This is a genomic window from Xanthomonas fragariae (assembly GCF_017603965.1).
GTDB lineage: Bacteria > Pseudomonadota > Gammaproteobacteria > Xanthomonadales > Xanthomonadaceae > Xanthomonas > Xanthomonas fragariae_A.
In genome coordinates, this window is the sequence record NZ_CP071955.1 from 1,594,396 (window position 1) to 1,619,632 (window position 25,237).

General features: G+C 60.3%; 16 protein-coding genes, 1 tRNA gene and 1 pseudogene. 8 read left to right on the forward strand and 10 right to left on the reverse strand.

All coding sequences use genetic code 11. The features are described 5' to 3' along the window. Positions 1-39: 39 nt before the first annotated feature. Both J5I97_RS07465 and J5I97_RS07470 read right to left on the reverse strand, forming a co-directional pair. Positions 40-1,230: pseudogene (locus J5I97_RS07465) on the reverse strand (IS4 family transposase). Between the two features lie 113 nt (positions 1,231-1,343). Then, positions 1,344-1,418: transfer RNA gene (locus tag J5I97_RS07470), tRNA-Glu, on the reverse strand. Between the two features lie 47 nt (positions 1,419-1,465). On the opposite strand from J5I97_RS07470, the gene pcnB reads away from it, so the two are divergent. From pcnB to pgi, 6 genes are all read left to right on the forward strand, one after another. Continuing rightward, positions 1,466-2,830: a polynucleotide adenylyltransferase PcnB gene (gene pcnB, locus J5I97_RS07475; RefSeq protein ID WP_208590742.1), complete on the forward strand. Its 1,365-nt coding sequence runs from the start codon at positions 1,466-1,468 to the stop codon at positions 2,828-2,830. Positions 2,831-2,833: 3 nt separating this feature from the next. Further along, on the forward strand, positions 2,834-3,319 hold the full coding sequence (folK, locus tag J5I97_RS07480; protein WP_208590744.1) for a 2-amino-4-hydroxy-6-hydroxymethyldihydropteridine diphosphokinase: 486 nt from the start codon (positions 2,834-2,836) through the stop codon (positions 3,317-3,319). 33 nt (positions 3,320-3,352) lie between these two features. Further along, a complete protein-coding gene (gene panB / locus J5I97_RS07485) occupies positions 3,353-4,168 on the forward strand; it encodes a 3-methyl-2-oxobutanoate hydroxymethyltransferase (RefSeq protein ID WP_208590746.1) in 816 nt (271 codons plus the stop codon). Continuing rightward, complete coding sequence (panC, locus tag J5I97_RS07490) at positions 4,165-5,007, forward strand: pantoate--beta-alanine ligase (protein ID WP_208590754.1); 843 nt, start codon at positions 4,165-4,167, stop codon at positions 5,005-5,007. Before panB ends, panC begins: the two co-directional genes overlap by 4 nt. A gap of 109 nt (positions 5,008-5,116) precedes the next feature. Beyond that, a complete protein-coding gene (gene panD / locus J5I97_RS07495; protein ID WP_208590762.1) occupies positions 5,117-5,497 on the forward strand; it encodes an aspartate 1-decarboxylase in 381 nt (126 codons plus the stop codon). After that, entirely contained in the window at positions 5,494-7,008 is a 1,515-nt protein-coding gene (pgi, locus tag J5I97_RS07500; protein WP_208590770.1) for a glucose-6-phosphate isomerase, read from the forward strand. Before panD ends, pgi begins: the two co-directional genes overlap by 4 nt. Before the next feature lie 117 nt (positions 7,009-7,125). Here pgi and J5I97_RS07505 read toward each other — a convergent pair whose 3' ends face one another. From J5I97_RS07505 to J5I97_RS07540, 8 genes are all read right to left on the reverse strand, one after another. Next, positions 7,126-7,980, reverse strand: coding sequence for a hypothetical protein (locus tag J5I97_RS07505; RefSeq protein WP_208588516.1), 855 nt, complete (start codon positions 7,978-7,980; stop codon positions 7,126-7,128). A 50-nt stretch (positions 7,981-8,030) separates the two neighbouring features. After that, complete coding sequence (locus J5I97_RS07510; RefSeq protein WP_208590772.1) at positions 8,031-10,223, reverse strand: peptidoglycan-binding domain-containing protein; 2,193 nt, start codon at positions 10,221-10,223, stop codon at positions 8,031-8,033. Between the two features lie 9 nt (positions 10,224-10,232). Continuing rightward, positions 10,233-11,078 (reverse strand): hypothetical protein, encoded by an 846-nt coding sequence (locus J5I97_RS07515; RefSeq protein WP_208590774.1) that lies wholly within the window; start codon positions 11,076-11,078, stop codon positions 10,233-10,235. 67 nt (positions 11,079-11,145) lie between these two features. Beyond that, positions 11,146-12,951: a type IV secretory system conjugative DNA transfer family protein gene (locus J5I97_RS07520; RefSeq protein WP_345776689.1), complete on the reverse strand. Its 1,806-nt coding sequence runs from the start codon at positions 12,949-12,951 to the stop codon at positions 11,146-11,148. Positions 12,952-13,153: 202 nt separating this feature from the next. Beyond that, complete coding sequence (locus tag J5I97_RS07525) at positions 13,154-15,346, reverse strand: peptidoglycan-binding domain-containing protein (RefSeq protein ID WP_208590776.1); 2,193 nt, start codon at positions 15,344-15,346, stop codon at positions 13,154-13,156. A 3-nt stretch (positions 15,347-15,349) separates the two neighbouring features. Beyond that, on the reverse strand, positions 15,350-16,204 hold the full coding sequence (locus J5I97_RS07530; RefSeq protein ID WP_208590785.1) for a hypothetical protein: 855 nt from the start codon (positions 16,202-16,204) through the stop codon (positions 15,350-15,352). A 67-nt stretch (positions 16,205-16,271) separates the two neighbouring features. Next, positions 16,272-18,077 carry a type IV secretory system conjugative DNA transfer family protein gene (locus J5I97_RS07535; protein ID WP_345776689.1) on the reverse strand — a complete coding sequence of 602 codons (1,806 nt, stop codon included), beginning with the start codon at positions 18,075-18,077 and terminating at the stop codon, positions 16,272-16,274. Between the two features lie 335 nt (positions 18,078-18,412). Beyond that, positions 18,413-20,368 (reverse strand): PhoX family protein, encoded by a 1,956-nt coding sequence (locus J5I97_RS07540; protein WP_208590793.1) that lies wholly within the window; start codon positions 20,366-20,368, stop codon positions 18,413-18,415. A 428-nt stretch (positions 20,369-20,796) separates the two neighbouring features. Here J5I97_RS07540 and J5I97_RS07545 point away from each other — a divergent pair, with 428 nt between their 5' ends. Together J5I97_RS07545 and J5I97_RS07550 are read left to right on the forward strand one after the other, a co-directional pair. Next, on the forward strand, positions 20,797-23,409 hold the full coding sequence (locus J5I97_RS07545) for a glycoside hydrolase family 3 protein (RefSeq protein ID WP_208590795.1): 2,613 nt from the start codon (positions 20,797-20,799) through the stop codon (positions 23,407-23,409). Between the two features lie 257 nt (positions 23,410-23,666). Continuing rightward, positions 23,667-25,229 (forward strand): sodium/sugar symporter, encoded by a 1,563-nt coding sequence (locus J5I97_RS07550; protein WP_208590797.1) that lies wholly within the window; start codon positions 23,667-23,669, stop codon positions 25,227-25,229. The last annotated feature ends 8 nt before the right edge of the window (positions 25,230-25,237 follow it).

Genomic DNA, 25,237 nt, shown 5'->3' on the forward strand with positions numbered 1-25,237 from the left:
TGAAAAGCAAAAAAGGCCGCGCATTGCGCGTAATGCTGTTCACTTAAGCGGAGCAGCCTTTCGATCTACCGGATAGCGGGTCTTCGAGATCTTCACCGTCCTTGGCCGCGTAGGCCTTGGACGGTGATCGAGGAACAGGCTCGCGATGCCTGAGCGAAGCTGGGATAGGCGTCTTCCTGTGGCGGAAGCCGGATTGGCTGCGGCCATCACGATGAGTTGCACTGCGATGTACTGGCAGACCGGTGTGAATCGGATGTCCGCAGGCGTTGTGCCAAACGCCACAGCTGCCTGACCGGCTTCACGTCCAATGATGTTGTAAGCCAGCAGCAACCCCCAGACTTCCTGGTACACCAAGTCGATCTTCTTGCTGCGTAAGGTCGTTGCGTTGTGCTGCATCGAGCTTTTGATGTCGCGCAAACCCAGTTCGATTTCCCATCGCTGCTGGTAAAGCGTTGCGACAGACTTGGCGCTGTAAGTGGTGGCAGGCAGCGAGGTCAGTACCGCCACCAAGTCCTTGCGTGCTGGTGTCAGCCAGTGGCGTGCAGTGCCAGTATTGGCGAGCGACAGCAACAGATCAGCGCTCCAGAACCCTTTGTCGAACCAGGTGACCGAATGGTCGGGAATGAAGTGTAAAAACGGCTCGCTCAAGCGAATTTGGCTGCGGCGGTAGAGACCGAGCTGAGCATTGAGCAAGACATGCGAGCGTACGTTCATCAGTGCAACCAATCGCAGCATGGGAAATGGCGTCTGACGGTCCGTGCTGGGATTGCCGGAACCAAAATGTTCGCGCAGTGCTTCGGTGTCTGGCGTACGCAGCAGCGCGCCATCCAGGGTAAAGACCTGCAATCCCTGCCATCCATCGCCTTGGTAGCGTTCGCCGCCCTATTGCGCCCCAATCGTTGCAAACAGGTGGTGGACCGGATCGGCACCCAGTCGCGCGCGCGCCTGACTGACGCCGCTGCGCGCCAACAGATCTTCTGAGGCCAGCCCTTGTGCGCAGATGTTCAAACGACGTGCGAACTCGTGCACCGGTTCGTCACGGAACAACGCCATGCCCAGAACAAGCCACAACACCTGATCACTGGGAAGGCGCCGACGTCGGATACTGGCCTGAGAAGACAGTTCCAGCGCGCTGGCCACCCACTCCACCGGAATATTCTGCGTAAAAGTGCTCAGGTCGGAGAAGTTGAACAGGTCGCCAAGGTCGAACAGCTGCTGTTGAAGGGACACAAAAAAATCCGATACCAGGAGGTCTGGTATCGGATTTTCGGTGACTCATTTGCTTAAGTGAACAGCATTACCGCAATGCGGGGGCTTTGGCGTGTTCTGCGGCAGGACGACGGTGGTGCTCCCTAGGGGACTCGAACCCCTGTTTTAGCCTTGAGAGGGCCACGTCCTGACCATTAGACGAAGGGAGCGTTTGGTGCGTCTTGTGTAGCACGCTAGTATAGTGGGCTAAAAGCCGTTGGGCAATCCTGAAACACAAGACGGAAGCGCCATCATCGAATCCTCAGTTCCATCTCCGTTCACGCTGCGTGTCATCCCCCGCGATCAGCACACCATCTCGCGCAAGGACATCAGCCCTAACGCGCTACGCGTACTGTATCGTCTGCGCGAATCCGGCTTCGGTGCCTACCTGGTCGGCGGCGCAGTCCGCGATTTGTTGGTGGGCGGCCATCCCAAGGATTTCGATGTCGCCACCAGCGCCACCCCGGAAGAAGTCAAAGCGCTGTTTCGCAACTGTCGTCTGATCGGCCGCCGTTTCCGTCTGGCGCACGTAGTGTTCGGTCGCGAGATCATCGAAGTGGCGACATTCCGCGCCAACATCGACGACGGCAGTGGCGACCGTGAGCTGGATAATGGGCGGCTGGTACGCGACAACGTCTACGGCACCATCGAAGACGACGCGATCCGTCGCGACTTCACCTGCAACGCCTTGTACTACGCCATCGAAGATTTTTCGGTGCGCGATTACTGCGGCGGCTTCGAAGACGTGCAGGCGCGCCTGATGAAAATGATCGGCGACCCGGAGCTGCGTTATCGGGAAGATCCGGTGCGCATGCTGCGTGCGGTGCGTCTGGCGGCCAAATTGAATTTCGATATTGAAGCAAGCACTGCCGAGCCGATTCCGCGTCTGGCCGGGTTGTTGTCTGAAGCCGCGCCAGCGCGGTTGTTCGAAGAAATTCTCAAGCTGTTCCTGTCCGGGCACGGCGTGGCCAGTTTCGAAGGCCTGGAGCGTTATGGCCTGCTCGGCGTGCTGTTCCCGGAAAGTGCGGCTGCGCTGCGTTCCAACCGCAGCGGCGCGCTGCGCGCCATGGTGCTGGAAGGTCTGCGCAATACCGATGCGCGTGTGGCCAACGATGAAACGGTGTCGCCCGCGTTCCTGTTCGCGTTGTTGCTGTGGCCAGCGTTCTGCCGCACCTTGATGGGCTTGCAGGCGCAGGGCGTGCTGCCGGAAGACGCGCAGCGTCGCGCAGCCGACCGGGTCACCTTGCATCAGCTGGAACGTGTAGCGTTGCCGCGCCGTTTTTCGCTGCCGATGCAGGAAATCTGGCTGTTGCAGACGCGGTTCTCCTCGCGTCAGCGCAAGCGCGTGTTGCGCAGCTTGTCGCATCCGCGCTTCCGTGCGGCGTTCGATTTCCTGGTGCTGCGTCAATTTGCGTCAGCTGATCACGCGACCGATGTCGAATTCTGGCGCGAGGCACAGAAGTCTTCCGGCCCGGAACTGGCTGATGTGATCGAAACCGCGCAGACCGATCACGAGGGCGAAGAGGGCGCGCCGCGCAAGCGTCGCCGCCACCGCCGCAACGGCGCGCCTGCAGGCGAGTAGGGCATGCACACTGCCTTTGTCGGCCTGGGTGCCAACCTGGGCCAGGCCGACGCCAGCGTGCGTGCGGCCATCGCCGCCCTTGGGGTGTTGCCGCAATCCAAGTTGATTTCGGCGTCGCGCCTGTACCACACGCCGGCCTGGGGCCGCGAAGACCAGCCCGATTTCATCAACGCCGTGGCGCAGCTGCACACCGTGCTGGCGCCGCTGCAACTGCTGGATGCCTTGCTCGGTATCGAGCAGGACTTCGGTCGCGAGCGTCTGGTCGGCGAGCGCTGGGGCCCCCGCACGTTGGATCTGGATCTGCTGCTGTATGCCGATCAGGTGATTGATCTGCCGCGCCTGCAGGTGCCGCACCCACATCTGCAGGCGCGTGGGTTTGCGCTGTTGCCGCTGTCAGAACTCGCGCCCGAGGCAATCATTCCGGGCCATGGAACAGTGCGGCACGCCCTGCAAACCATCGATGTCTGCGGGCTGGAGCCGATTGGGTAGATAATGGCCGCTTATCACCCACGTAATGAGTTTATGAGCAGCCATACCGACAGCAAGCCCTGGACCGTGCCCGCCTTGGCGCGGGCCAAGCGCGAGGGTCGAAAACTGGTCATGTTGACCGCGTACGACGCCGGCTTTGCGCGGACCTTCGATGCCAACGGCGTGGACCTGATCCTGGTCGGCGACTCGTTGGGCATGGTGGTGCAGGGGCACGATTCCACCTTGCCGGTGACCACCGCCGACATGGTCTACCACACCGCTTCGGTGTCGCGTGCGCTGGAGCGCGCGTTGCTGGTGGCCGATCTGTCGTTCCAGGCCGATGCCACGCCGGAGCGCGCACTCGACGCCGCCACGCAGCTGCTGCAGGCCGGTGCGGAAATGGTTAAGATCGAAGGCGCCGGCCACAAGCTCGAGGTCATTCGCTATCTGGTCGAGCGCGAGATCCCGGTCTGCTCGCACCTTGGGTTGACTCCGCAATCGGTGCTGCGTTTCGGCGGTTACATGGTGCAGGGGCGTGGAGAAGCCGGCGAGCAGTTGCGCCGCGACGCGCAGGCGGTAGTCGACGCCGGTGCCAACTTGATCGTGCTGGAGTGCGTGCCCACGCCGATCTCCGCACAGATCAGCGCCGAGCTCAGCGTTCCCACCATCGGTATTGGTGCCGGCCCTGGTTGCGACGGCCAGGTGCTGGTGATGCACGACATGCTGGGCCTGGACAGTGGCCATCGCCGCCCCAAGTTCGTCAAGGATTTCCTGGCAGAAGGCGGCTCGGTGGCGGGCGCGGTGCGCGCCTACGCGCAGGCCGTGCGCGATGGCAGCTTTCCAGATGCGGAGCACGCGTACGCCGCATGATCCAGACCATTACCGATCTTTCCGCACTACGCTCACTGGTCACCGGGTGGAAGCGCGAAGGGTTGCGTGTGGCGTTGGTGCCGACCATGGGCAACCTGCATGCCGGCCACTATTCGCTGGCGATGCTGGCGCGGCAGTATGCCGACCGCGTGGTATCGAGCATATTCGTCAACCCGACCCAGTTTGGCCCGAATGAAGATTTCGCGCGTTATCCGCGGACGCCCGAGGCCGATGTACGCGGTCTGGAAGACGCCGGTTGCGATGCGCTGTGGTTGCCTGACGTGGACACCATGTATCCGCTCGGCACCGCACTGGCCACGCCGCTCCATGCGCCCGGCGTCAGCGACGTGCTAGAAGGCGTGTGCCGTCCTGGGCATTTTGATGGCGTGTGCACCGTGGTGGCGCGTCTGTTCAATCAGGTACAGCCGGACGTGGCCGCTTTCGGCAAGAAGGATTACCAACAGTTGGCGGTGATCCGGCAGATGGCGGCGGACCTGGCGTTTCCAATTGAGATCCTGGGCGGCAGCATCGTGCGCGAGGCCGACGGCCTGGCGATGAGCTCGCGCAACCAGTATCTGTTGGCCGAACAGCGCCGGCAGTCGACGCAGATCTGCAAGGTGCTGCTGCAGATGCGCGACAGTTACGCCGCCGGCGCACCGCGTACGCAGGTCGAAGAGATAGCCACCCAGGCGCTGGAACAGGCCGGTTTCCGTGTCGATTATGCGGTCGTGCGCCTGCCCGATCTGAGCGAGCCGGGCGACAGCCACGCTGGCGCGCGCGTGGCCTTGATCGCGGCCAGACTGGGCAATACGCGGTTGATCGACAACCTGGAATTCTGAAGGTCACTGCTGCGGCCGGGCTGAAGCCCGCACTACCGGCTGCACTGAGGGCCGATGGGCGTGGGCGCTTTCCGCTAAAATGGCGGCTCTCTTTTGTCGTTGCCTGTCAATGCACCTGTCCCTGCTGAAAGCCAAGATCCACCGCGCCACCGTCACCCACTCCGAGCTTAATTACGAGGGCTCGATCGCTATCGACGGACTGCTGCTGGAAGCGACCGGCATCCGCGAATTCGAACAGGTCCATATCTGGGACGTCACCAATGGCGCGCGTTTCAACACCTACGCCATCCGTGCCGAGGAAGGCAGCGGCATCATGTCGCTCAACGGTGGCGCTGCGCGTCACGTGCAGGTTGGCGATCTGATCATCGTTGCCGCATTCGCGAGCATGAGCGAAGACGAAGCCAAGACCTTTCAACCCAATCTGGTATATGTGGACGCGCACAATGCGATCTCCCACACCAACCACAGCATCCCCACGCAGGCCGCATGACACACACCAACGGATTCGACGCGCTTCACGCCCACGCTCAGCGCTTGCGCGGCGCTGCCATCCCCGCATTGCTTGCCGCCGAGCCGGAACGGCCGTCGCAATACGCCAGGCAAGTCGGTCCGTTGTATTTTAACTTCGCACGCCAGAAGTACGACCGCGCAGCGCTGGATGCCTTGTTCGCCATCGCGCGCGAGCGTGATCTGGTCGGCGCGTTCCAGCGCTTGTTCCGCGGCGAGCAGGTCAACGTCACCGAACAGCGCGCTGCACTGCATACCGCATTGCGTGGCGATCTGACCGATGCGCCAGTAGCCTCGGAAGCGTATGCCACTGCTGCGGAAGTGCGCCAACGCATGGGCGCTTTGATCCAGCAGCTGGAAGCCACCGATGTCACCGACATCGTCAGTGTGGGCATTGGCGGTTCTGATCTGGGGCCGCGCCTGGTCGCCGACGCACTGCGTGCGCCGTCCGGCGCGCGTTTTCGTGTGCATTTCGTTTCCAATGTCGATGGCGCGGCAATGCAGCGCACGTTGGCCACGTTGGACTCGGCACGCACCGCCGGCATCCTGATTTCCAAGACCTTCGGCACCCAGGAAACGCTACTTAATGGCAACATCCTGCACGCTTGGTTGGGCGGCAGCGAGCGCCTGTATGCCGTGAGCGCCAACCCCGAGCGCGCAGGCAAGGCCTTCGATATCGCGCCGCGCCGTTTGCTGCCGATGTGGGATTGGGTGGGGGGGCGTTATTCGTTGTGGTCGGCGGTCGGTTTCCCGATCGCATTGGCGATCGGCTTGGAGCGCTTCGAACACTTGCTCGAAGGCGCGGCGCAGTTCGATGCGCATGCGCTCAATACGCCGCTGGAAGAAAACGTCGCCGTGCTGCACGGACTGACTGCGGTATGGAACCGCAATCTGCTCGGCAGCGCGACGTACGCAGTGATGACCTACGACCAACGTCTGGCATTGCTGCCGGCCTATCTGCAGCAGTTGGTGATGGAGAGCCTGGGCAAGCGTGTCAAGCTCGATGGTTCGGCAGTGGACAGCGATACCGTGTCGGTGTGGTGGGGCGGTGCAGGCACCGATGTGCAGCACAGCTTTTTCCAGGCGCTTCATCAGGGCACCAGCGTGGTGCCGGCCGATTTCATCGGCACCGTGCACAACGACGACCCGTATGCGCAAAACCACGTTGCGCTGATGGCCAACGTGCTGGCGCAGACCGAAGCGCTGGCCAACGGCCAGGACAGCAGCGACCCACACCGCAGCTATCCGGGTGGCCGCCCGAGTACGGTGATCCTGCTCGATGCGCTCACCCCGCAGGCGCTGGGTGCACTGATCTCGATGTACGAGCACAGCGTGTACGTGCAGTCGGTGATGTGGGGCATCAATGCGTTCGATCAGTTCGGTGTGGAGTTGGGCAAGCAGTTGGCTAGCCAGTTGCTGCCGGCGCTGAAGGGCGAGTCGGTCGATGTGGCCGACCCGGTAACGCGCGAATTGCTGACCAAGCTGCGCGGCTGAGCCGCTGGTTTTTGTGGCGTGGGCATCGGCCCGGGGTTGGGCCGCATGCTCCCGCACCTGCGGCCGACGTCGAGAGCGGGCGATGCCTGGCCATCTCGGTTGTGGTTTCAACCGACGTTAGAAGAGCTTGATATACAGGTTGTCGTCGTTCTGCTGTGCCGCGACAGATGTCTGGTGTTCGGCCAATAGGGTGTCCATCTGCTCGACAGCCGATTGCGCGATAGTGAGCGCCACCTTATCGCCAAGGATCGTGGCGATGGCATGCAACGCCCGGGCGAACAAAGACAACGCGACGGCTTCCATGTAGGCCGTATCTGAGCCGATTCTCGCCGAGCGATAGGCGTGCGTGGCACTGCGCAGGGCCGGCGATCCCTGTTCGCAGAGCAGGTAATTCTGTGTGCCGGCAGCCAGTAGCTGCGTGGCATTTGCCGCCGACGCCATGACCGGATGAACCCAGCGCCCGACCCCTGCGGCATCGGCCCGGGCGCCCAGGCCCGGCCAGTGGGCGGCATCGGCGTACCAGGAGGTCTTGCGGCTGTCAGATGCCAATTTATCTGCCCATTGGCTGGCGACGGTCTCTTCCGGTTGCGCCACCTGCCATGCCTTGAAGCGGGCGATCTGGGCGTCGATATGGTGCCGTAATGCGGCCGCGATGCGATCTCCCTCCAGGTCGCCAAGCAGATAGAGAACGTCGACCGCCATCTCAATGGTGCCCTGTGCCAGCATCTGGGCACCCGAATCGTGTTCGTCAGTCAACGCACGCAGCGTTGCCGCATGGGCATCGGCCAATGTTTCGAGGCCATACCAGGCATAGATCAGGGTGGCCGTCATCTTCCCTTTGGTCTGTAACTGCCCTACGCCGTGTGCGAGTTCGGCTTGGCAAGTGTGCATCACCGGGAGTTGACGCTGGCGCAGCGCCGTCAGGGCTGCGGCATGCACGTGCAATTGGTCAGTCGGTTGTTTATTCAACAAGGCGCAGTGTCCGTGTGTGGGGTTGCGTTGCGATCATGCGATGCCTCTCACTACCGGCTATAGGACGGCGGCTCGCGCGTGCTGGTCAACTCTGCTTCCAGTGTCTGCTGCTGGGTCTGCACGTGCTGGAGGGTGGCCTGCATCGACGGCGCCGGTTCGCGCAGGTCTAGGCTGAAGCGGTTGTAGCAGGCATCGAGATCGATGACATAGAGCGTATCGCCCTTGACCGCGAACTGATTATTCCCCCCTGGGCTCATGTCATAGAGCGCCATCTGGCCGACGACCTGATGCAGGCGTTCCTCGGACATCGGCACGTCCTTGCCTTCCAGGGTGGTCTTGGTCTGGGCGTAGAGCGCGTGCAGTGGGGAATTGGGGTTGCTGTAGGGTTCCAGCGCCTTGGGCGCGGCTTGCTCTTGAGCCGGGGTCAGGTCGGGGCGCGGCGGGGCCGGGTGCTGGGCGAGGGCATCGGCCAAATGGGAAGAGGCAGGCTGGGCGTGATCGGCAAGATGGCGACCTGGGGCGAGGTCCTGCGCCTTCTGGCGGGTGGCGAACTGGGCATGCGTTTGCAGTGCTTCGAGTGTGCCTGGATCAGCGATGCCGGTGGTGTTGCGGCCGGTCCAGAGTTGGAAGTTCTCCACCGCCTGCTGAGTGCGTGGGCCGTAGTGCCTGTCGTCCTTGATGGCGTTGCCATCGCGGTCGGTGGCGCCGATGGTTTGCAAGTGTTGTTGCAAGGCGTGCACGGCGGCGCCGCGGTCGCCGGGCTCCAGGGGCTGTGTCGTCGTCAGCGGGAGGTGTGGTGGTTTCGCCGTCGGCGGGGTGAGCGGCACATGGCCCGTCGTTGGCCCGCCCACAATGGGATTGTCATGCCGTGTGGCGCTCTGCGAGTGCGCCGCTGATGGCATGCCGGGCATGTGCTGATCGAGGGTGGTCGCATGCGCATGCACGCTCTGGTGCAAGGTGCCAGCGTCATGGCCGTGGTGCGCGTGCGCTGATGCAGGGCTGTGGTGGTGAAGCGACGGATGCGTGACGTGCAGCAGGCTGTGGGTTTGGCCGTTGCGGTTGAGATTGACGTCGAGGGTGCCGTCTTGATTTTGAGCAAGGGCAAGTTCGCTGCGGGAGACCTCCGACCACTGGCCACCGACGAAGGCGCGCCCGTGTCCATCCCGATCCCATTGCACGAAGTCTTTGCCTTCGGCGTAGAAACCACGGGAGTTGGATTTGGCGGGATCGCCGTAATTGTGCGAATTGCCGTGTTCGAGCGCTTGCACAAAGGCGCGCCCTTGAACCGGATCGACAAAGACGGCTTTGACCGTGGCGTAGTGCTCGGCAAGGTGGGGATGTTTGGGGTCGGCGTGTAGTTGAGTGGGGTCGACCAGGGGATTGGCCATGACGGCCTGCCATGGGGCGTGCAGAGGGTTGGCTTCGCTTGCGTTGCGCAAGGCGTTGAAGGTCTCGGCGCCTCTCAGTGCGGCATCGCGGCCAGACTCCATGTAGGTGGGCTTATCCGGGTGCTTTGGGTCTCGTTTTACAAAACCGTTAATCTCTCTATTTATATCGTCAAAATTTTTTATGTTATTTAATCTTATGTCGCGCAATATGTGATTTCCAAGAATTTGGCTCTGATTATAGGATTTTCCAGTAATTGCAAATATTTTTGCCTGTTCTTGTGGGGTGGAATTCATGTAGAAATCCGCAGCATTCAAGGTGGGGGAAATTCTGGCTACTAGTTCATCAACTTGCGCGACATCTCTCTGGTGAATAAATGACTTTCCAGAATCTGTTGCAAGAAATTCGTTGAGATGTGATTTGAATGTTTGGTTAATATCTCGACCAGAGGGTGGCATTAGATTACTGGGGATAAGTTTTTTTGCGCCATATTTTTCCTTGTCCGAGTCAAAATTTGGATCGCGTATATTATTTCCATCTCTTCCGAGATCGAAAGAAAACTGGCTTTGTTGTTCAGGAGTTAATTGCCAGGTGGTGTGCTTTGTTTTGGCCCATTCATTAAAGCTATTTATCAGGGATGCGGCATCTTCTTTATGTGAGCCAAAATCTGTTTGAAGAGTTCCAATAGAGTAGCCGCTATTAGAGCCTTGGTAAGGCTCCAAACTCATGGATCCATCCTTTTCGTGAATTGTCTTTCCAGCATAGCTGAGATTGTAGGATAAGTCGCCACCCTCAGAACTAACCCCAATCCCGAAGTAGGCGACTGCACGCAATTCATCATTTTTTAAAATTGACATGGATTAATCCTATTTGCAGGATAGTTCAGCGGTGATGGGTAAATTCAGCGTTTTCACAAGGTAGCTGGTAGTATCTTCGATCCTGCTGACTTTTGCTTGGTCGAGTGCTGCCCGCACTTCATCTACGTCAATCACGCGTAGAGCTGGCGCTGAACCTACAGCTGATAGGTCAGATTTGCGTAAGCGGAACACGAAACAGTTCTCAACGGCAAGAAATGTGCCGTCGTTTAAATCAAGTGCAGATGTAATTTCTGATTCGAACATTCCATTTGGACATTTCGGAACTCCCATTACATGATGGATGGCGAATTTGTTCCAATAAAATTTGGAGCTTTCCTTGGTATTATTTTTATATTCTGGATGGGTTGCGGATAAGCTTGAAGAGCAATATGTCGCAGAAGATTTTATGAAAATATTATCTCCGCCGAAGTTAATTCCGGGTAGTTCTATTGGCATGGAAATACCAGAAAATGCATAATCCTGCCCTATGCTGGAATGAAATTTCCCCTCGGGGTCGGTAAAGGACTGTTCCTGATGGCCATCGTCTTCCCTGTCTACCTTGACTTTCATTTTCTGGCCACTGAAAAAATCCAATGCCTCGACATTCTCCTCCCCAGCAGGCTCCGACACGACCCATGCGCGGAGCTTGCCATGGTCGTTTTCAACAAACATCGTCATGGCGTTTGGAAGAATACGTTGTGCAATCCCGTTATCAGGCCATGCTGGCTTAGGCACGGCATGCCCGGCTGTTGGTTGGACGGCACTGGCGTTTGCAAGTGCAAACCCCAGTACCGATCCAACGATGGCGAAGCCGATTTTTCTGCGGATAAAATGGCGATTAATGCGTTTTTTCATGTGTGCTGTCCTCGCGATTAAATGGCCGACTCAAGTTCCAAGTGTAAATTGAATCAAATGAATTGCCTCAGTCCACGAAAGGGACGTCCTTGCCTGCCCCAGTCCGCTGATCACGTATCACGACCATCGGCGCAATCTCCACCGGCGGCAGGATGCGCTTGCTGAAGAAGGTATCCTTGAAAAACCAGTTCTTCTTGCAGCGGATCGGCTTGCATCCTTCGAGGAACAGCAACGCGTCGTCGTTGGGCAGTTCCTTGAGTTCCTGGGGCAGCATCAACGCCCGTTTTTCTTCGGTGTAGTTGATGTTGTAACTGCTCCCTTGCGCGCTGCGACCGTGAGAGCGGTGCTTGCGGCGGATGGTCTTGAACCCCAGCTGCTCGCTATAGGCGTTGGCGTCGGTCTGTTCGCGCGGGGTGTAGACCGCGCTGCCGGCGTGGTTGGTGGTGAAGTTCTGGGCGTCGTGCTCGCCGTAGACCGAGCGCAGTTGGGCGTTGCTCTGGATGATGCACAGGTCGCGCACTCCGTAGCTGGCCGAGATCGAAATCCGCTTGGCCCACACGTCCATCCGCCCCATGGCGGTGAATTCGTCCATCAGCATCAACATCTGGTACTTGAGCGATGGGTCATCGCCCAGTTGCCTGTCCAGATTGTTGCCGATCACGGTGCTGAAGAAAATGTTCAGCAACTTGCCGCTTTCGTCGAGTTTCTGGGCGGGAACGACCGTGTAGATGGTGGTCTTGCGCTTGCGGATGGCGGTCACGTCGAAGTCGGTGGCATTGGTGGCCGCTGCCAGGACCGGATTCAGGAACTGCTGCAACGGCGCCTGCAGGGTGGCGATGACGCTGGAGAAGGTCTGCTCGGCCATCCCTGCCAGGTTGCGCAGGGTGGTGCGGGTCTGCTCGCTGACGAAGGGAAACTGCTGTTGGCCCGAGGCCGACAGCCAGCGTTCGACCATGCGCTTGACGCCCTTGCTCCCTGCACCGGACGAGAGCCGCAGGATGCGTTCGAAGCTCGGAAACGCAGGGTGCACGTTGGGATCGAGAGGGGTTGGGGAGTCGGGCTTTCCTTGTGCGTTGGTTCCTGGGAAACCGGTACGTTCCATGTCGTTCCAGTTTTCGAACATGAACGAAGCGAAGGCGACAAAGATGGCACGGGCCTGGGTCGCCCAGAACGGGTCCTTTGCGGAGTCGTCCGGGTAGAGGATGGCGGCGATCGTTTGCAGGTCGGCGATGTACTGGCCCGGCCTGACAAAGGACAGCGGATTGAATCTATGGGTTTTGCCATCGGTGGCATAAGGGGCGAACTTGTAGATACGCTGTCCTTGCGAGGCCCGCCAGCCGCTGGTTTCCTTGAACAACTCGCCCTTGATGTCGAGCACGCACATCGAGTGCTCGTAGGTCAGCAGCACCGGAATGGCGATGCAGGTGGTCTTGCCGCTGCGGGTGGGCGCCACCACCATCACGTGGCGCGCACCGTTGATGTAGAGGTAACGCCCCCGGTACTTGCCGACGACGATGCTCTCGGGTTTTTTCTCCAACAAGTCGGCCCGCTTCATGTCGTGCAGGCTGGCAAAACCGGCATCGCCATGCACAGACGCATCGCGTTGACTCAGTCGCAAGAGCATCAGGGCCAACGGCAGCCAAAGCATGAACATCAGGCCGAAGCCCAGCATGCCGCCGATCCTGATCTTCATCGCGTACGGGCGGACCTGCGGCAGGTCCAGGGCGCGCACGTATTGGGTGTAGGTGCTCCACTCAAGCGGAATGTCGAGCTTGAGCAGTTGCAAGGTGATGTAACCGGACAGGTACAGGCCAGCGAATGCGGCAAGTAGAAGCAAGGCCAGTGCGGTTCCTAAGCGGGCTTTCATTCCCATGGTGACGATCCTTTGTAAATCCTTTCAAGGCGCAGTCTTCGTGGTGCAAGTTCGGCTTGGCAAGTGTGCATCACCGGGAGTTGACGCTGGCGCAGCGCCGTCAGGGCTGCGGCATGCACGTGCAATTGGTCAGTCGGTTGTTTATTCAACAAGGCGCAGTGTCCGTGTGTGGGGTTGCGTTGCGATCATGCGATGCCTCTCACTACCGGCTATAGGACGGCGGCTCGCGCGTGCTGGTCAACTCTGCTTCCAGTGTCTGCTGCTGGGTCTGCACGTGCTGGAGGGTGGCCTGCATCGACGGCGCCGGTTCGCGCAGGTCTAGGCTGAAGCGGTTGTAGCAGGCATCGAGATCGATGACATAGAGCGTATCGCCCTTGACCGCGAACTGATTATTCCCCCCTGGGCTCATGTCATAGAGCGCCATCTGGCCGACGACCTGATGCAGGCGTTCCTCGGACATCGGCACGTCCTTGCCTTCCAGGGTGGTCTTGGTCTGGGCGTAGAGCGCGTGCAGTGGGGAATTGGGGTTGCTGTAGGGTTCCAGCGCCTTGGGCGCGGCTTGCTCTTGAGCCGGGGTCAGGTCGGGGCGCGGCGGGGCCGGGTGCTGGGCGAGGGCATCGGCCAAATGGGAAGAGGCAGGCTGGGCGTGATCGGCAAGATGGCGACCTGGGGCGAGGTCCTGCGCCTTCTGGCGGGTGGCGAACTGGGCATGCGTTTGCAGTGCTTCGAGTGTGCCTGGATCAGCGATGCCGGTGGTGTTGCGGCCGGTCCAGAGTTGGAAGTTCTCCACCGCCTGCTGAGTGCGTGGGCCGTAGTGCCTGTCGTCCTTGATGGCGTTGCCATCGCGGTCGGTGGCGCCGATGGTTTGCAAGTGTTGTTGCAAGGCGTGCACGGCGGCGCCGCGGTCGCCGGGCTCCAGGGGCTGTGTCGTCGTCAGCGGGAGGTGTGGTGGTTTCGCCGTCGGCGGGGTGAGCGGCACATGGCCCGTCGTTGGCCCGCCCACAATGGGATTGTCATGCCGTGTGGCGCTCTGCGAGTGCGCCGCTGATGGCATGCCGGGCATGTGCTGATCGAGGGTGGTCGCATGCGCATGCACGCTCTGGTGCAAGGTGCCAGCGTCATGGCCGTGGTGCGCGTGCGCTGATGCAGGGCTGTGGTGGTGAAGCGACGGATGCGTGACGTGCAGCAGGCTGTGGGTTTGGCCGTTGCGGTTGAGATTGACGTCGAGGGTGCCGTCTTGATTTTGAGCAAGGGCAAGTTCGCTGCGGGAGACCTCCGACCACTGGCCACCGACGAAGGCGCGCCCGTGTCCATCCCGATCCCATTGCACGAAGTCTTTGCCTTCGGCGTAGAAACCACGGGAGTTGGATTTGGCGGGATCGCCGTAATTGTGCGAATTGCCGTGTTCGAGCGCTTGCACAAAGGCGCGCCCTTGAACCGGATCGACAAAGACGGCTTTGACCGTGGCGTATTGCTCGGCAAGGTGGGGATGTTTGGGGTCGGCGTGTAGTTGAGTGGGGTCGACCAGGGGATTGGCCATGACGGCCTGCCAGGGGGCGTGTAGGGGGTTGGCTTCGCTTGCGTTGCGCAAGGCGTTGAAGGTCTCGGCGCCTCTCAGTGCGGCATCGCGGCCAGACTCCATGTAGGTGGACTGGTCCGGGTGCTTTGGGTCTCGTTTTACAAAGCTGTCGATCTTATGATTTATTCCTTCAAGACTATTTATTTTTTGATGACTTACGTCTTTTAGGATGTCCTGACCAAGATCATCACTTTGATTGTATGCTTTTCCGACGATGGCGAATATTTTGGCTTGATCTTGTGGGTCGGAGTTTTTATAGAGGTCAGTGCTTTTTAAGATGGGTACAACGGATTTCATTAATTTATCGACTTGGGAAGTATCTCTTTGATGGATAAATGATATTCCTGCATTCGTTGTCAGATAATCGTTAAGTTTTGCTTTGAAGGTTTGATCAATATCTTGGCCAGACTTTGGCATGTGATCGGATGGAATATTTTTTTTACCGTGGTATGTTTTTTTATCTGCATCGAAATTTGGATCGCGAATATGATTTCCATCTCTGCCAAGATCTAAGGCAAACTTAGCCTGTTGCTGGGCGCTTAAAATCCAATCTGGATGGTGAGTCTTAGCCCAATCCTGAAAAGAATCCACAAGGGCCCTCGCATCCTTCGGATGCGCACCAAAGTCTGTTTGGAGCGTGCCTATCGAGTAACCACTATTCGAGCCGCCAGCAGGATCCAACATTACAGAGCCATCATTTTCATGGATAATACGGCCCGCATAACTGAGTTTGTAGGCTACATCGCCACCCTCTGAGCTGACGCCGATGCTGTAGTAGGCGACGGCACGAAGTTCGTTGTCGGTCAAGCTCGCCATGATTTAATACTCCTTGCAAGATAGTTCAATAGCGGTTGGCGGAACTAGTGTCTTAATTATATAAGCTGTGACATCCTGGATATTGTTTTTCTTCGCTTGGTTGATAGCCAGCCGCATTGCGCTTTCATCTATTAACCTCAATGCAGGCGCTGAACCCACAGGCGATAGATCCGATTTGCGTAGACGGAATACAAAACATCCCTCAATAGCTAAAAATGTTCCATCATTCAAATCAAGTGCAGAGGTGATCTTTGAATTAAAACTGCCGCCAGAGCATGCTTTAGGGTTTCCCATCTCATGATAAATGGCAAATTTGTTCCAGGTAGATGCAGGTTTTTCCCCTGTGACATAGTTGCGCTCTGAACTGGTCGCAATTAAGTTTGAAGAACAATAATTTTTAGATGGTTCTAGAAAAATATTATTTCCATCAAAGCTTATGCCTGGCAAATCAATTGGAGGAGAAGTTCCGGAAAATGCATAATCCTGCCCTATGCTGGAATGAAATTTCCCCTCGGGGTCGGTAAAGGACTGTTCCTGATGGCCATCGTCTTCCCTGTCTACCTTGACTTTCATTTTCTGGCCACTGAAAAAATCCAATGCCTCGACATTCTCCTCCCCAGCAGGCTCCGACACGACCCATGCGCGGAGCTTGCCATGGTCGTTTTCAACAAACATCGTCATGGCGTTTGGAAGAATACGTTGTGCAATTCCGTTATCAGGCCATGCTGGCTTAGGCACGGCATGCCCGGCTGTTGGTTGGACGGCACTGGCGTTTGCAAGTGCAAACCCCAGTACCGATCCAACGATGGCGAAGCCGATTTTTCTGCGGATAAAATGGCGATTAATGCGTTTTTTCATGTGTGCTGTCCTCGCGATTAAATGGCCGACTCAAGTTCCAAGTGTAAATTGAATCAAATGAATTGCCTCAGTCCACGAAAGGGACGTCCTTGCCTGCCCCAGTCCGCTGATCACGTATCACGACCATCGGCGCAATCTCCACCGGCGGCAGGATGCGCTTGCTGAAGAAGGTATCCTTGAAAAACCAGTTCTTCTTGCAGCGGATCGGCTTGCATCCTTCGAGGAACAGCAACGCGTCGTCGTTGGGCAGTTCCTTGAGTTCCTGGGGCAGCATCAACGCCCGTTTTTCTTCGGTGTAGTTGATGTTGTAACTGCTCCCTTGCGCGCTGCGACCGTGAGAGCGGTGCTTGCGGCGGATGGTCTTGAACCCCAGCTGCTCGCTATAGGCGTTGGCGTCGGTCTGTTCGCGCGGGGTGTAGACCGCGCTGCCGGCGTGGTTGGTGGTGAAGTTCTGGGCGTCGTGCTCGCCGTAGACCGAGCGCAGTTGGGCGTTGCTCTGGATGATGCACAGGTCGCGCACTCCGTAGCTGGCCGAGATCGAAATCCGCTTGGCCCACACGTCCATCCGCCCCATGGCGGTGAATTCGTCCATCAGCATCAACATCTGGTACTTGAGCGATGGGTCATCGCCCAGTTGCCTGTCCAGATTGTTGCCGATCACGGTGCTGAAGAAAATGTTCAGCAACTTGCCGCTTTCGTCGAGTTTCTGGGCGGGAACGACCGTGTAGATGGTGGTCTTGCGCTTGCGGATGGCGGTCACGTCGAAGTCGGTGGCATTGGTGGCCGCTGCCAGGACCGGATTCAGGAACTGCTGCAACGGCGCCTGCAGGGTGGCGATGACGCTGGAGAAGGTCTGCTCGGCCATCCCTGCCAGGTTGCGCAGGGTGGTGCGGGTCTGCTCGCTGACGAAGGGAAACTGCTGTTGGCCCGAGGCCGACAGCCAGCGTTCGACCATGCGCTTGACGCCCTTGCTCCCTGCACCGGACGAGAGCCGCAGGATGCGTTCGAAGCTCGGAAACGCAGGGTGCACGTTGGGATCGAGAGGGGTTGGGGAGTCGGGCTTTCCTTGTGCGTTGGTTCCTGGGAAACCGGTACGTTCCATGTCGTTCCAGTTTTCGAACATGAACGAAGCGAAGGCGACAAAGATGGCACGGGCCTGGGTCGCCCAGAACGGGTCCTTTGCGGAGTCGTCCGGGTAGAGGATGGCGGCGATCGTTTGCAGGTCGGCGATGTACTGGCCCGGCCTGACAAAGGACAGCGGATTGAATCTATGGGTTTTGCCATCGGTGGCATAAGGGGCGAACTTGTAGATACGCTGTCCTTGCGAGGCCCGCCAGCCGCTGGTTTCCTTGAACAACTCGCCCTTGATGTCGAGCACGCACATCGAGTGCTCGTAGGTCAGCAGCACCGGAATGGCGATGCAGGTGGTCTTGCCGCTGCGGGTGGGCGCCACCACCATCACGTGGCGCGCACCGTTGATGTAGAGGTAACGCCCCCGGTACTTGCCGACGACGATGCTCTCGGGTTTTTTCTCCAACAAGTCGGCCCGCTTCATGTCGTGCAGGCTGGCAAAACCGGCATCGCCATGCACAGACGCATCGCGTTGACTCAGTCGCAAGAGCATCAGGGCCAACGGCAGCCAAAGCATGAACATCAGGCCGAAGCCCAGCATGCCGCCGATCCTGATCTTCATCGCGTACGGGCGGACCTGCGGCAGGTCCAGGGCGCGCACGTATTGGGTGTAGGTGCTCCACTCAAGCGGAATGTCGAGCTTGAGCAGTTGCAAGGTGATGTAACCGGACAGGTACAGGCCAGCGAATGCGGCAAGTAGAAGCAAAGCCAGTGCGGTTCCTAGGCGGGCTTTCATTCCCATGGTGACGATCCTTTGTAAATCCTTTTTAGCGGTCGCACCCTACGTGTTGGCGTGTGGCGCACTCCATCCACCCAGGCAATTATCTCGCCTCGGTTCATGGTAGCGGGGCGGCGTTTAACTTTTCAAGCCATGAGCTGTCACGCCAGGGCCTTCGGGCCCTGTGTACTTTTGAACGTTCGATCATTCTGGACGCATCGCACGTGCAGACGCAGCGAGGCCATGGAGCCAAGCCATCGCCATGACGGGGTCCGAAACGCGTGGCCTGTTTTGAGTGGCTTGAAGCCTGCCGGTCAGACGCGCGCTAGGCGGCCCTGATGGTGGGCCACGACCAGCGCTTACGCCTTGCCTAACTTCACCGCCACCGGATCGCCGGTGAGATAGCCCACTGCGCCGCCGAAGCGGTTCTTGTAATTGGCGCGGATCAGCGGATCCAGCGTCGCCTTGACGGTGTCGTGCAGCGGGCTTTCCCAATCGCCCGGATGCTGGCAGTTGCTCATCACGTAAGTCCAGCCGTGGATCTCGTCGACTGCGTGCAAGCCGGTCGATTCGGCTCCGGCCGGCACCGACAACACACGCGTCAGCGCGCCGCTGTCCACGTTGTAGGCCCACAGGAAGTTGTTGACGTGCAGGCTGCTGTCTTCGCCGATGAACAAGGTGCGCAGCGATTCGGAGAACTTGAGGTTGTCCGGGTTGGCCAAGCGCTGCGGGTCGGCCAAGTTGCCCAGGGCATCGGCTTTGGCCAGGTCGTGGCCGGTAAGCGCGGCCGGGGCGGCCATGTCGATCGGAACCCAGTCGCTGTGGATCGGTGCGCCGCTGCTGTCGTGGCGGCCGCCGCGCAGATTCAAGGCGTACACCGCGCCCGATGCCGGGCCTTGCACTTTCACGTCGCCCGAGCCGTTGAGCATGCTGGTGACGATGTAGGACATCGCCATGTAGGCGATCTTGTCGCGGGCATTGACGGTCGTGCCTTCGAGCTTGGTGAAGCCCAGGCTGCCGCCGGCCAATGCTGCGTAGCGGTGGGTTTCCAGATACGTGGCGGCCTTTTCCATGCCGGGCTTGATGCGAATCCAGTTGAAGGTGCCGTTGAACGGGATCTTGGTGAAGGAGGCATCGCCCGGATCGCTCAAATGCACGTCGAGGATGTCGGCGGCGGTGAGGCGGTCGGCCATGGCTTTAATTTCGGCACTGGTGGCGTGGCCCAGCTTGATCCAGCTCAACGTGGCCGCGCCAGGTCCCACGCCGGAGGTCTGGTGCCACTTGCCGACATACAAGGTGCCGGCCGACAGGTCCGCTTTGCGGTCGGCGATGAACATGAATAGCCCACCGTTAGTGGCGTCGTCGCCCATCAGCACGGTGCGTTGGTCCGGCATCACCTGCACCAGCTCGTGCGAAATGCGGCCCAGGCAATAATGCTTGCGCACGCTCCCCGTGCCGTCCGGGTGCACGGTGATCTCGGGCAGGTGGCCGTAGTGGTACGGATTGGCCCGTTCCGGATCGCCGTACAGATGCGTGCTGTAGCTGCGGAACTGGGTGTTGCCGGCCAGCGCGGTGGCGTCGGGCTCATACTCTTCGCTGGACAGGTGGGTATTCCACGGCGACAGGCTGGCGCCGCAAGTGGTCCACAGCCCATGCACCGGCGCGGTATCGACGTTGTGGTACTTCACCAGCGACAACTTGCCGGTGGCCGGGTCCTGATCCAGCGTCAGCACCGCGATCGGCGCGGGCAGGTGGCGGTTGGTGTCGTTGCCGGCCAGGTCGCGGGTGGTGTATTCGAACTGCACCACCGCAAACACGTGATTGCCCTTGACCCCGGGCACCTTGGCGTCGGGCAGGGTCAGCAGCGAGGAGCCGTCCGGGCAGTCGGAAAAGAACTGGCGCTCGGCACCGGGTTTGGAACGGTCGATGATCGGGCGATGCCGAATGTCGTAATAGCCGCCTGCCAGCACGGTACCGCCATTGCCGTCGGGCACCTGGTCGCCGGTGACGAAGAACGGGTGATAGGCCAGGGCATAGCGCTGCGTGCTGCCGTCGCTGCGCGCCACCGTCAGCGACGAGCCGACCGTGGTGGTGGCCATTGCAGCCGGGTTGGCCAGGCTGGGTGCCGGCATGCCGTGGAAGGTGGCCGACACTAGGCGGACAGGGTTTTCCGATGGCCGCGATGGCCGCGCGGCCAAGGCTGCGCCACCGCGTTGCTGCAATGCTGCGGCGCTGGCGCTGCCAAGCGGCAACAGAGGGACGGACGCCAGCAACTGCATGAGGCGGCGGCGGGAGGGATCGGGGGAGGCAGACATCGAAACTCCAGGCAAAAGCAACGATCAACGATGGCCGATTGCGCATCGGCAAGCCGATTACCTTAGGCCGGCCTTATGACAGTTGGTTGACGGCGATCTCGACCGTTGGCGTACGTTTGGGGACGCCCTCGCAAGTGAGCGCTACAAAAGGAGGGTGGGCGGTGCGTGCGGGCTGCGTCGGTGGGTGGTGCGATGCAGCAAAGTGCGCGATTGCCAGTTGCCGTGCGTCACGCCGGATTCAACGGTTTTTACATGGCTTGATAGGTACTGCCGGTATTCCAAGGCTATAGCCGCGGCCAATAAGTTGGCTGTCATCTGGCATACGGACAGCCGTTGTTGACAGGGTGGGGGAATCACGCAAGCGTACGCCGCTTAATGGCCTGCGGCGCAACGCATCGCCGTGGGAGAATGACCTGGAGATCTGGATCTTGCACAAGCTGCTTCGTCGTACCGCCGCGCCTGTCGCGCGTCGCGCTCTCTCGCTGGCTACCGCTGCCGCGGTGCTGATGCTGGCCGCCTGCCAAGTTAAGGACACCACCACCGAGGCGAGCAAGACCGCGCCGGCTGCCACGCCCGCCGAATCGTCGACCACCATCCATCCGGACCAATGGCCGTCGCCAAAGTGGCCGTTCGCCCAGGACCAGGCCCTGGAGCAGCGCATCACCGATGTGATGGCCAAAATGAGCGTCGAGGAAAAGGTCGCCCAGACCATCCAGGGCGATATCGCCAGCATGACCCCTGACGACGTGCGCAAGTACCGCATCGGCTCGGTGCTGGCCGGCGGCAATTCCGATCCCGGCGGCAAATACAACGCCAGCCCGGCCGAATGGCTGAAGCTGGCCGACGCGTTCTATGAAGCGTCGATGGACACTTCCAAAGGCGGCAGCGCGATTCCGATCATCTTCGGCATCGATGCGGTGCACGGCCAGAGCAACATCGTCGGTGCCACCTTGTTCCCGCACAACATCGGCCTGGGCGCCACGCGCAACCCGGAGCTGATCGAGAAGATCGGCGAAGTCACCGCCTCCGAAACCCGCGTCACCGGCATGGAGTGGACCTTCGCGCCTACCGTCGCGGTACCGCAGGACGACCGTTGGGGTCGCAGCTACGAAGGCTATTCCGAGTCGCCGGATGTGGTGGCCAGCTTCGTCGGCAAGATGGTCGAAGGCGTGCAGGGCGTGCCAGGCACCCCGCAGTTCCTCGACGGCAGCCACGTGATTTCGTCGGTGAAGCATTTCGTCGGCGACGGCGGCACCACCGACGGCAAGGACCAGGGCGACACCAAGGTATCCCAAGCCACCATGCGCGACGTCCACGCTGCGGGTTATCCGGCGGCGATCGCGGCTGGTGCGCAGACGGTGATGGCCTCGTTCAATAGCTTCAACGGCGAAAAGATGCATGGCAACAAGGTCATGCTGACCGATGTGCTTAAGGGACGCATGAACTTCGGCGGTTTCGTGGTCGGCGACTGGAATGGCCACGGCCAGGTCAAGGGCTGCACCAACGAAAACTGCCCGGCTTCGTTCATTGCCGGTGTCGACATGGCGATGGCCTCCGACAGCTGGAAGGGCATCTACGAAACCGAACTGGCGGCAGTGAAGTCCGGGCAGATTTCGGCGCAGCGTCTTGACGATGCGGTGCGCCGCATCCTGCGCGTCAAGCTGCGCCTTGGCCTGTTCGAAGCCGGCAAGCCGTCCAAGCGTCCGCTCGGCGGCAAGTACGCATTGCTGGGTGCGCCGGAACACCGTGCGATCGCCCGTCAGGCGGTGCGTGAGTCCCTGGTACTGCTGAAGAACCAGGCCGGCATCCTGCCGCTGGATCCGAAAAAGCGCGTGCTGGTGCTGGGCGATGGCGCCGACGACATGGGCAAGCAGTCCGGTGGTTGGACCTTGAACTGGCAGGGCACCGGCACCAAGCGCAGCGACTACCCGAATGGCAACACCATCTGGGAAGGTTTGGACAAGCAGATCAAGGCCGCCGGCGGCAAGGCCGAGCTGGCAGTGGACGGCAGCTACAAGATCAAGCCGGATGTGGCAGTGGTGGTGTTTGGCGAAAACCCGTACGCCGAGTTCCAGGGCGACATCGCCACCTTGCTGTACAAGCCAGGCGATGAAAGCGAGCTGGCACTGATCCGCAAGCTCAAGGCCGACGGCATTCCAGTGGTGGCGGTGTTCCTGAGCGGGCGTGCGCTGTGGATGAATCAGTACATCAATGCGTCCGATGCATTCGTCGCTGCCTGGTTGCCGGGTTCGGAAGGCGAAGGCATTGCCGATGTGCTGCTGCGTAAGGCCGATGGCACGGTGCAAAACGACTTCAAGGGCAAGCTGAGCTTCTCCTGGCCGAAGACCGCAGCGCAGTTCGCCAATAACGTCGGGCAGAAGGATTACGACCCGCAGTTCAAGTTCGGCTTCGGCCTGACCTACGCCGACAAGGGCGATCTGGCCGCGCTGCCGGAAGACTCCGGCGTGTCCGGCGAGCAGTCGGTGGGCGGGGTGTACTTCGTGCGCGGCAAGCCGGCGCTGGGCATTGCGATGCAGCTGTCCAATGCCAGCCAGGCCAATATGCCGGCGACCACGCTGCCGGTGGGCTTGTCCGATGGCAGCCTGAAGATGACTGCGGTCGATCACAAGGCGCAGGAAGATGCGCGTCGCCTGGTGTGGTCCGGTGCCAAGGCCTCCAGCGTGTTGCTGGTGTCCGGCAAGCCGGTGGATGTATCGCGTGAGAGCAACGGCGATGTGCAGTTGCAGCTGACCGTGCGCCGCGACAGCGCGGTGACTGCGCCGGTGTGGTTGGGCGTGGGTTGTGGCGAGGGGTGCAGCGGGCGTGTCGATGCACAGAAGGCCCTGGCCGCGCTGCCGCAAGGTCGGTGGAAGGTGGTCGGCGTGCCGTTGAAGTGCTTCGCAGTGGCCGGCGCCGACGTGACCAAGCTGACCCAGTTGGCCGGCATCGAAAGTGGTGCGGCGCTGGATCTGTCGGTGTCGAAGATCGCGCTGGGCGCGCTTAACGAAGCCGAAGTTACGCTGGACTGCCCGGTCAAGTAGGTAGCAAGCGCGGAAGTGTGCTTCCGCGCTTGCGGTAGATCAACCGAAACAAGCGCGTCGCAGATCATGGCGGCGTTCATAGCGGCCACCCTCAGCGGTGGTGTCATCAGCCGCCGAGGGAGCGCGCGTCGATCGGCCCGGATGGCCTGCAGCTGCGGTTCGCCGCTCTGCCGCCACGCACGCTGTGCGGGGACGGCGGTCGTCTGCAGGCTCGCCTGGTGCACGGCGCACACCCCAGAGCCGGACAGGAGAGTGCAGTGGGTTTGGCAACGTTGGATATCGTGATCGTGCTGGTCTATCTGACCGGCATCTTCGTCCTTGCGCAGTGGGTCTCGCGCGAGAAGGCTGGCCACAGCAAGAGCGCCGAGGATTACTTCCTGGCGAGCAAGTCGTTGCCGTGGTGGGCGATCGGCGCCTCGCTGATTGCCGCCAACATTTCGGCCGAGCAGATCATCGGCATGGCTGGCTCCGGCTATGCGATCGGTCTGGCGATTGCGTCCTACGAGTGGATGGCGGCGCTGACCTTGTTGATCGTCGGCAAGTTCTTCCTGCCGATCTTCCTGCGCAACGGCATCTACACCATGCCGCAGTTCCTGGAACAGCGTTACGGCAAGTGGATCCGCACGCTGATGGCGGTGTTCTGGCTGCTGCTGTACGTGTTCGTGAATCTCACCTCGATCCTGTGGCTGGGGTCGATCGCGGTCAGCCAGGTCACCGGTATGGACCAGACGCTGGCGCTGGCGTTGATCGGCGTGTTTGCCCTGGTCTATCAGCTGTACGGCGGCCTCAAGGCAGTGGCGCTGACCGACATCGTGCAGGTCACGCTGCTGGTCTTGGGCGGCCTGCTGGTTGCGGGGTTGACCCTGGCGCGCATCGGCGACGGTGCCGGCGTGTTGGCCGGCTTCAAGCACCTATGGAGCGCGCACCCCGAGCACTTCCACATGATCCTGAGCAAGAACAACCCGTTTTATAAAGACCTGCCGGGCCTGAGCGTGCTGCTCGGCGGTCTGTGGGTGATGAACATCAGTTACTGGGGTTTCAACCAATACATCATCCAGCGCGCGCTGGCAGCCAAGAACATCGGCCAGGCGCAGAAGGGCATGGTGTTCGCCGCATTCCTGAAATTGCTGATGCCGCTGGTGATCGTGGTGCCGGGCATTGCCGCGGTAATGCTTGCGCCGGATCTGGCCAAGCCCGATCAGGCCTATCCGACCATGATGCAGTTGCTGCCGACCGGCATTCTGGGGCTGGTGTTTGCAGCACTGGTGGCGGCGATCGTGGCGTCGCTGGCATCGAAGATCAATTCGGTGGCGACGATTTTCACCCTGGATTTCTACGCCAAGTTCCGCCCGCAGACCGAGCAGAAGCAACTGGTGCGCGTGGGCCGCATCGTGGCCATCGTGGCGGTGGTCATCGGCATCCTCACCGCGCGGCCGCTGCTGGGCAACTTCGATCAGGGCTTCCAGTTCATCCAGGAATTCACCGGCTTCTTTACCCCAGGCGTGGTGGTGATCTTCATGCTAGGGCTGTTCTGGAAGCGCGCCAACGAAGCCGGCGCACTGACCGCGGCGATCGGCTCGGTGGTGCTGTCGTTCGCGCTCAAGTTCGCCTGGCCGGAACTGCCGTTCATGGACCGCATCGGCGTAGTGTTCGTGGCAGCGCTGGTGCTGGCGGTGATGGTGTCGTTGGTGACAGCGCCGACGCAGGCGCGCGATCTGATTCGCACCGACGATGTGGCCTACGGCACTACGTTGGGCTTCAAGATCGGTGCAATCGGTGTGGTGGCGATTCTGATCGCGCTGTACGCGGTGTTTTGGTAAGCACACGC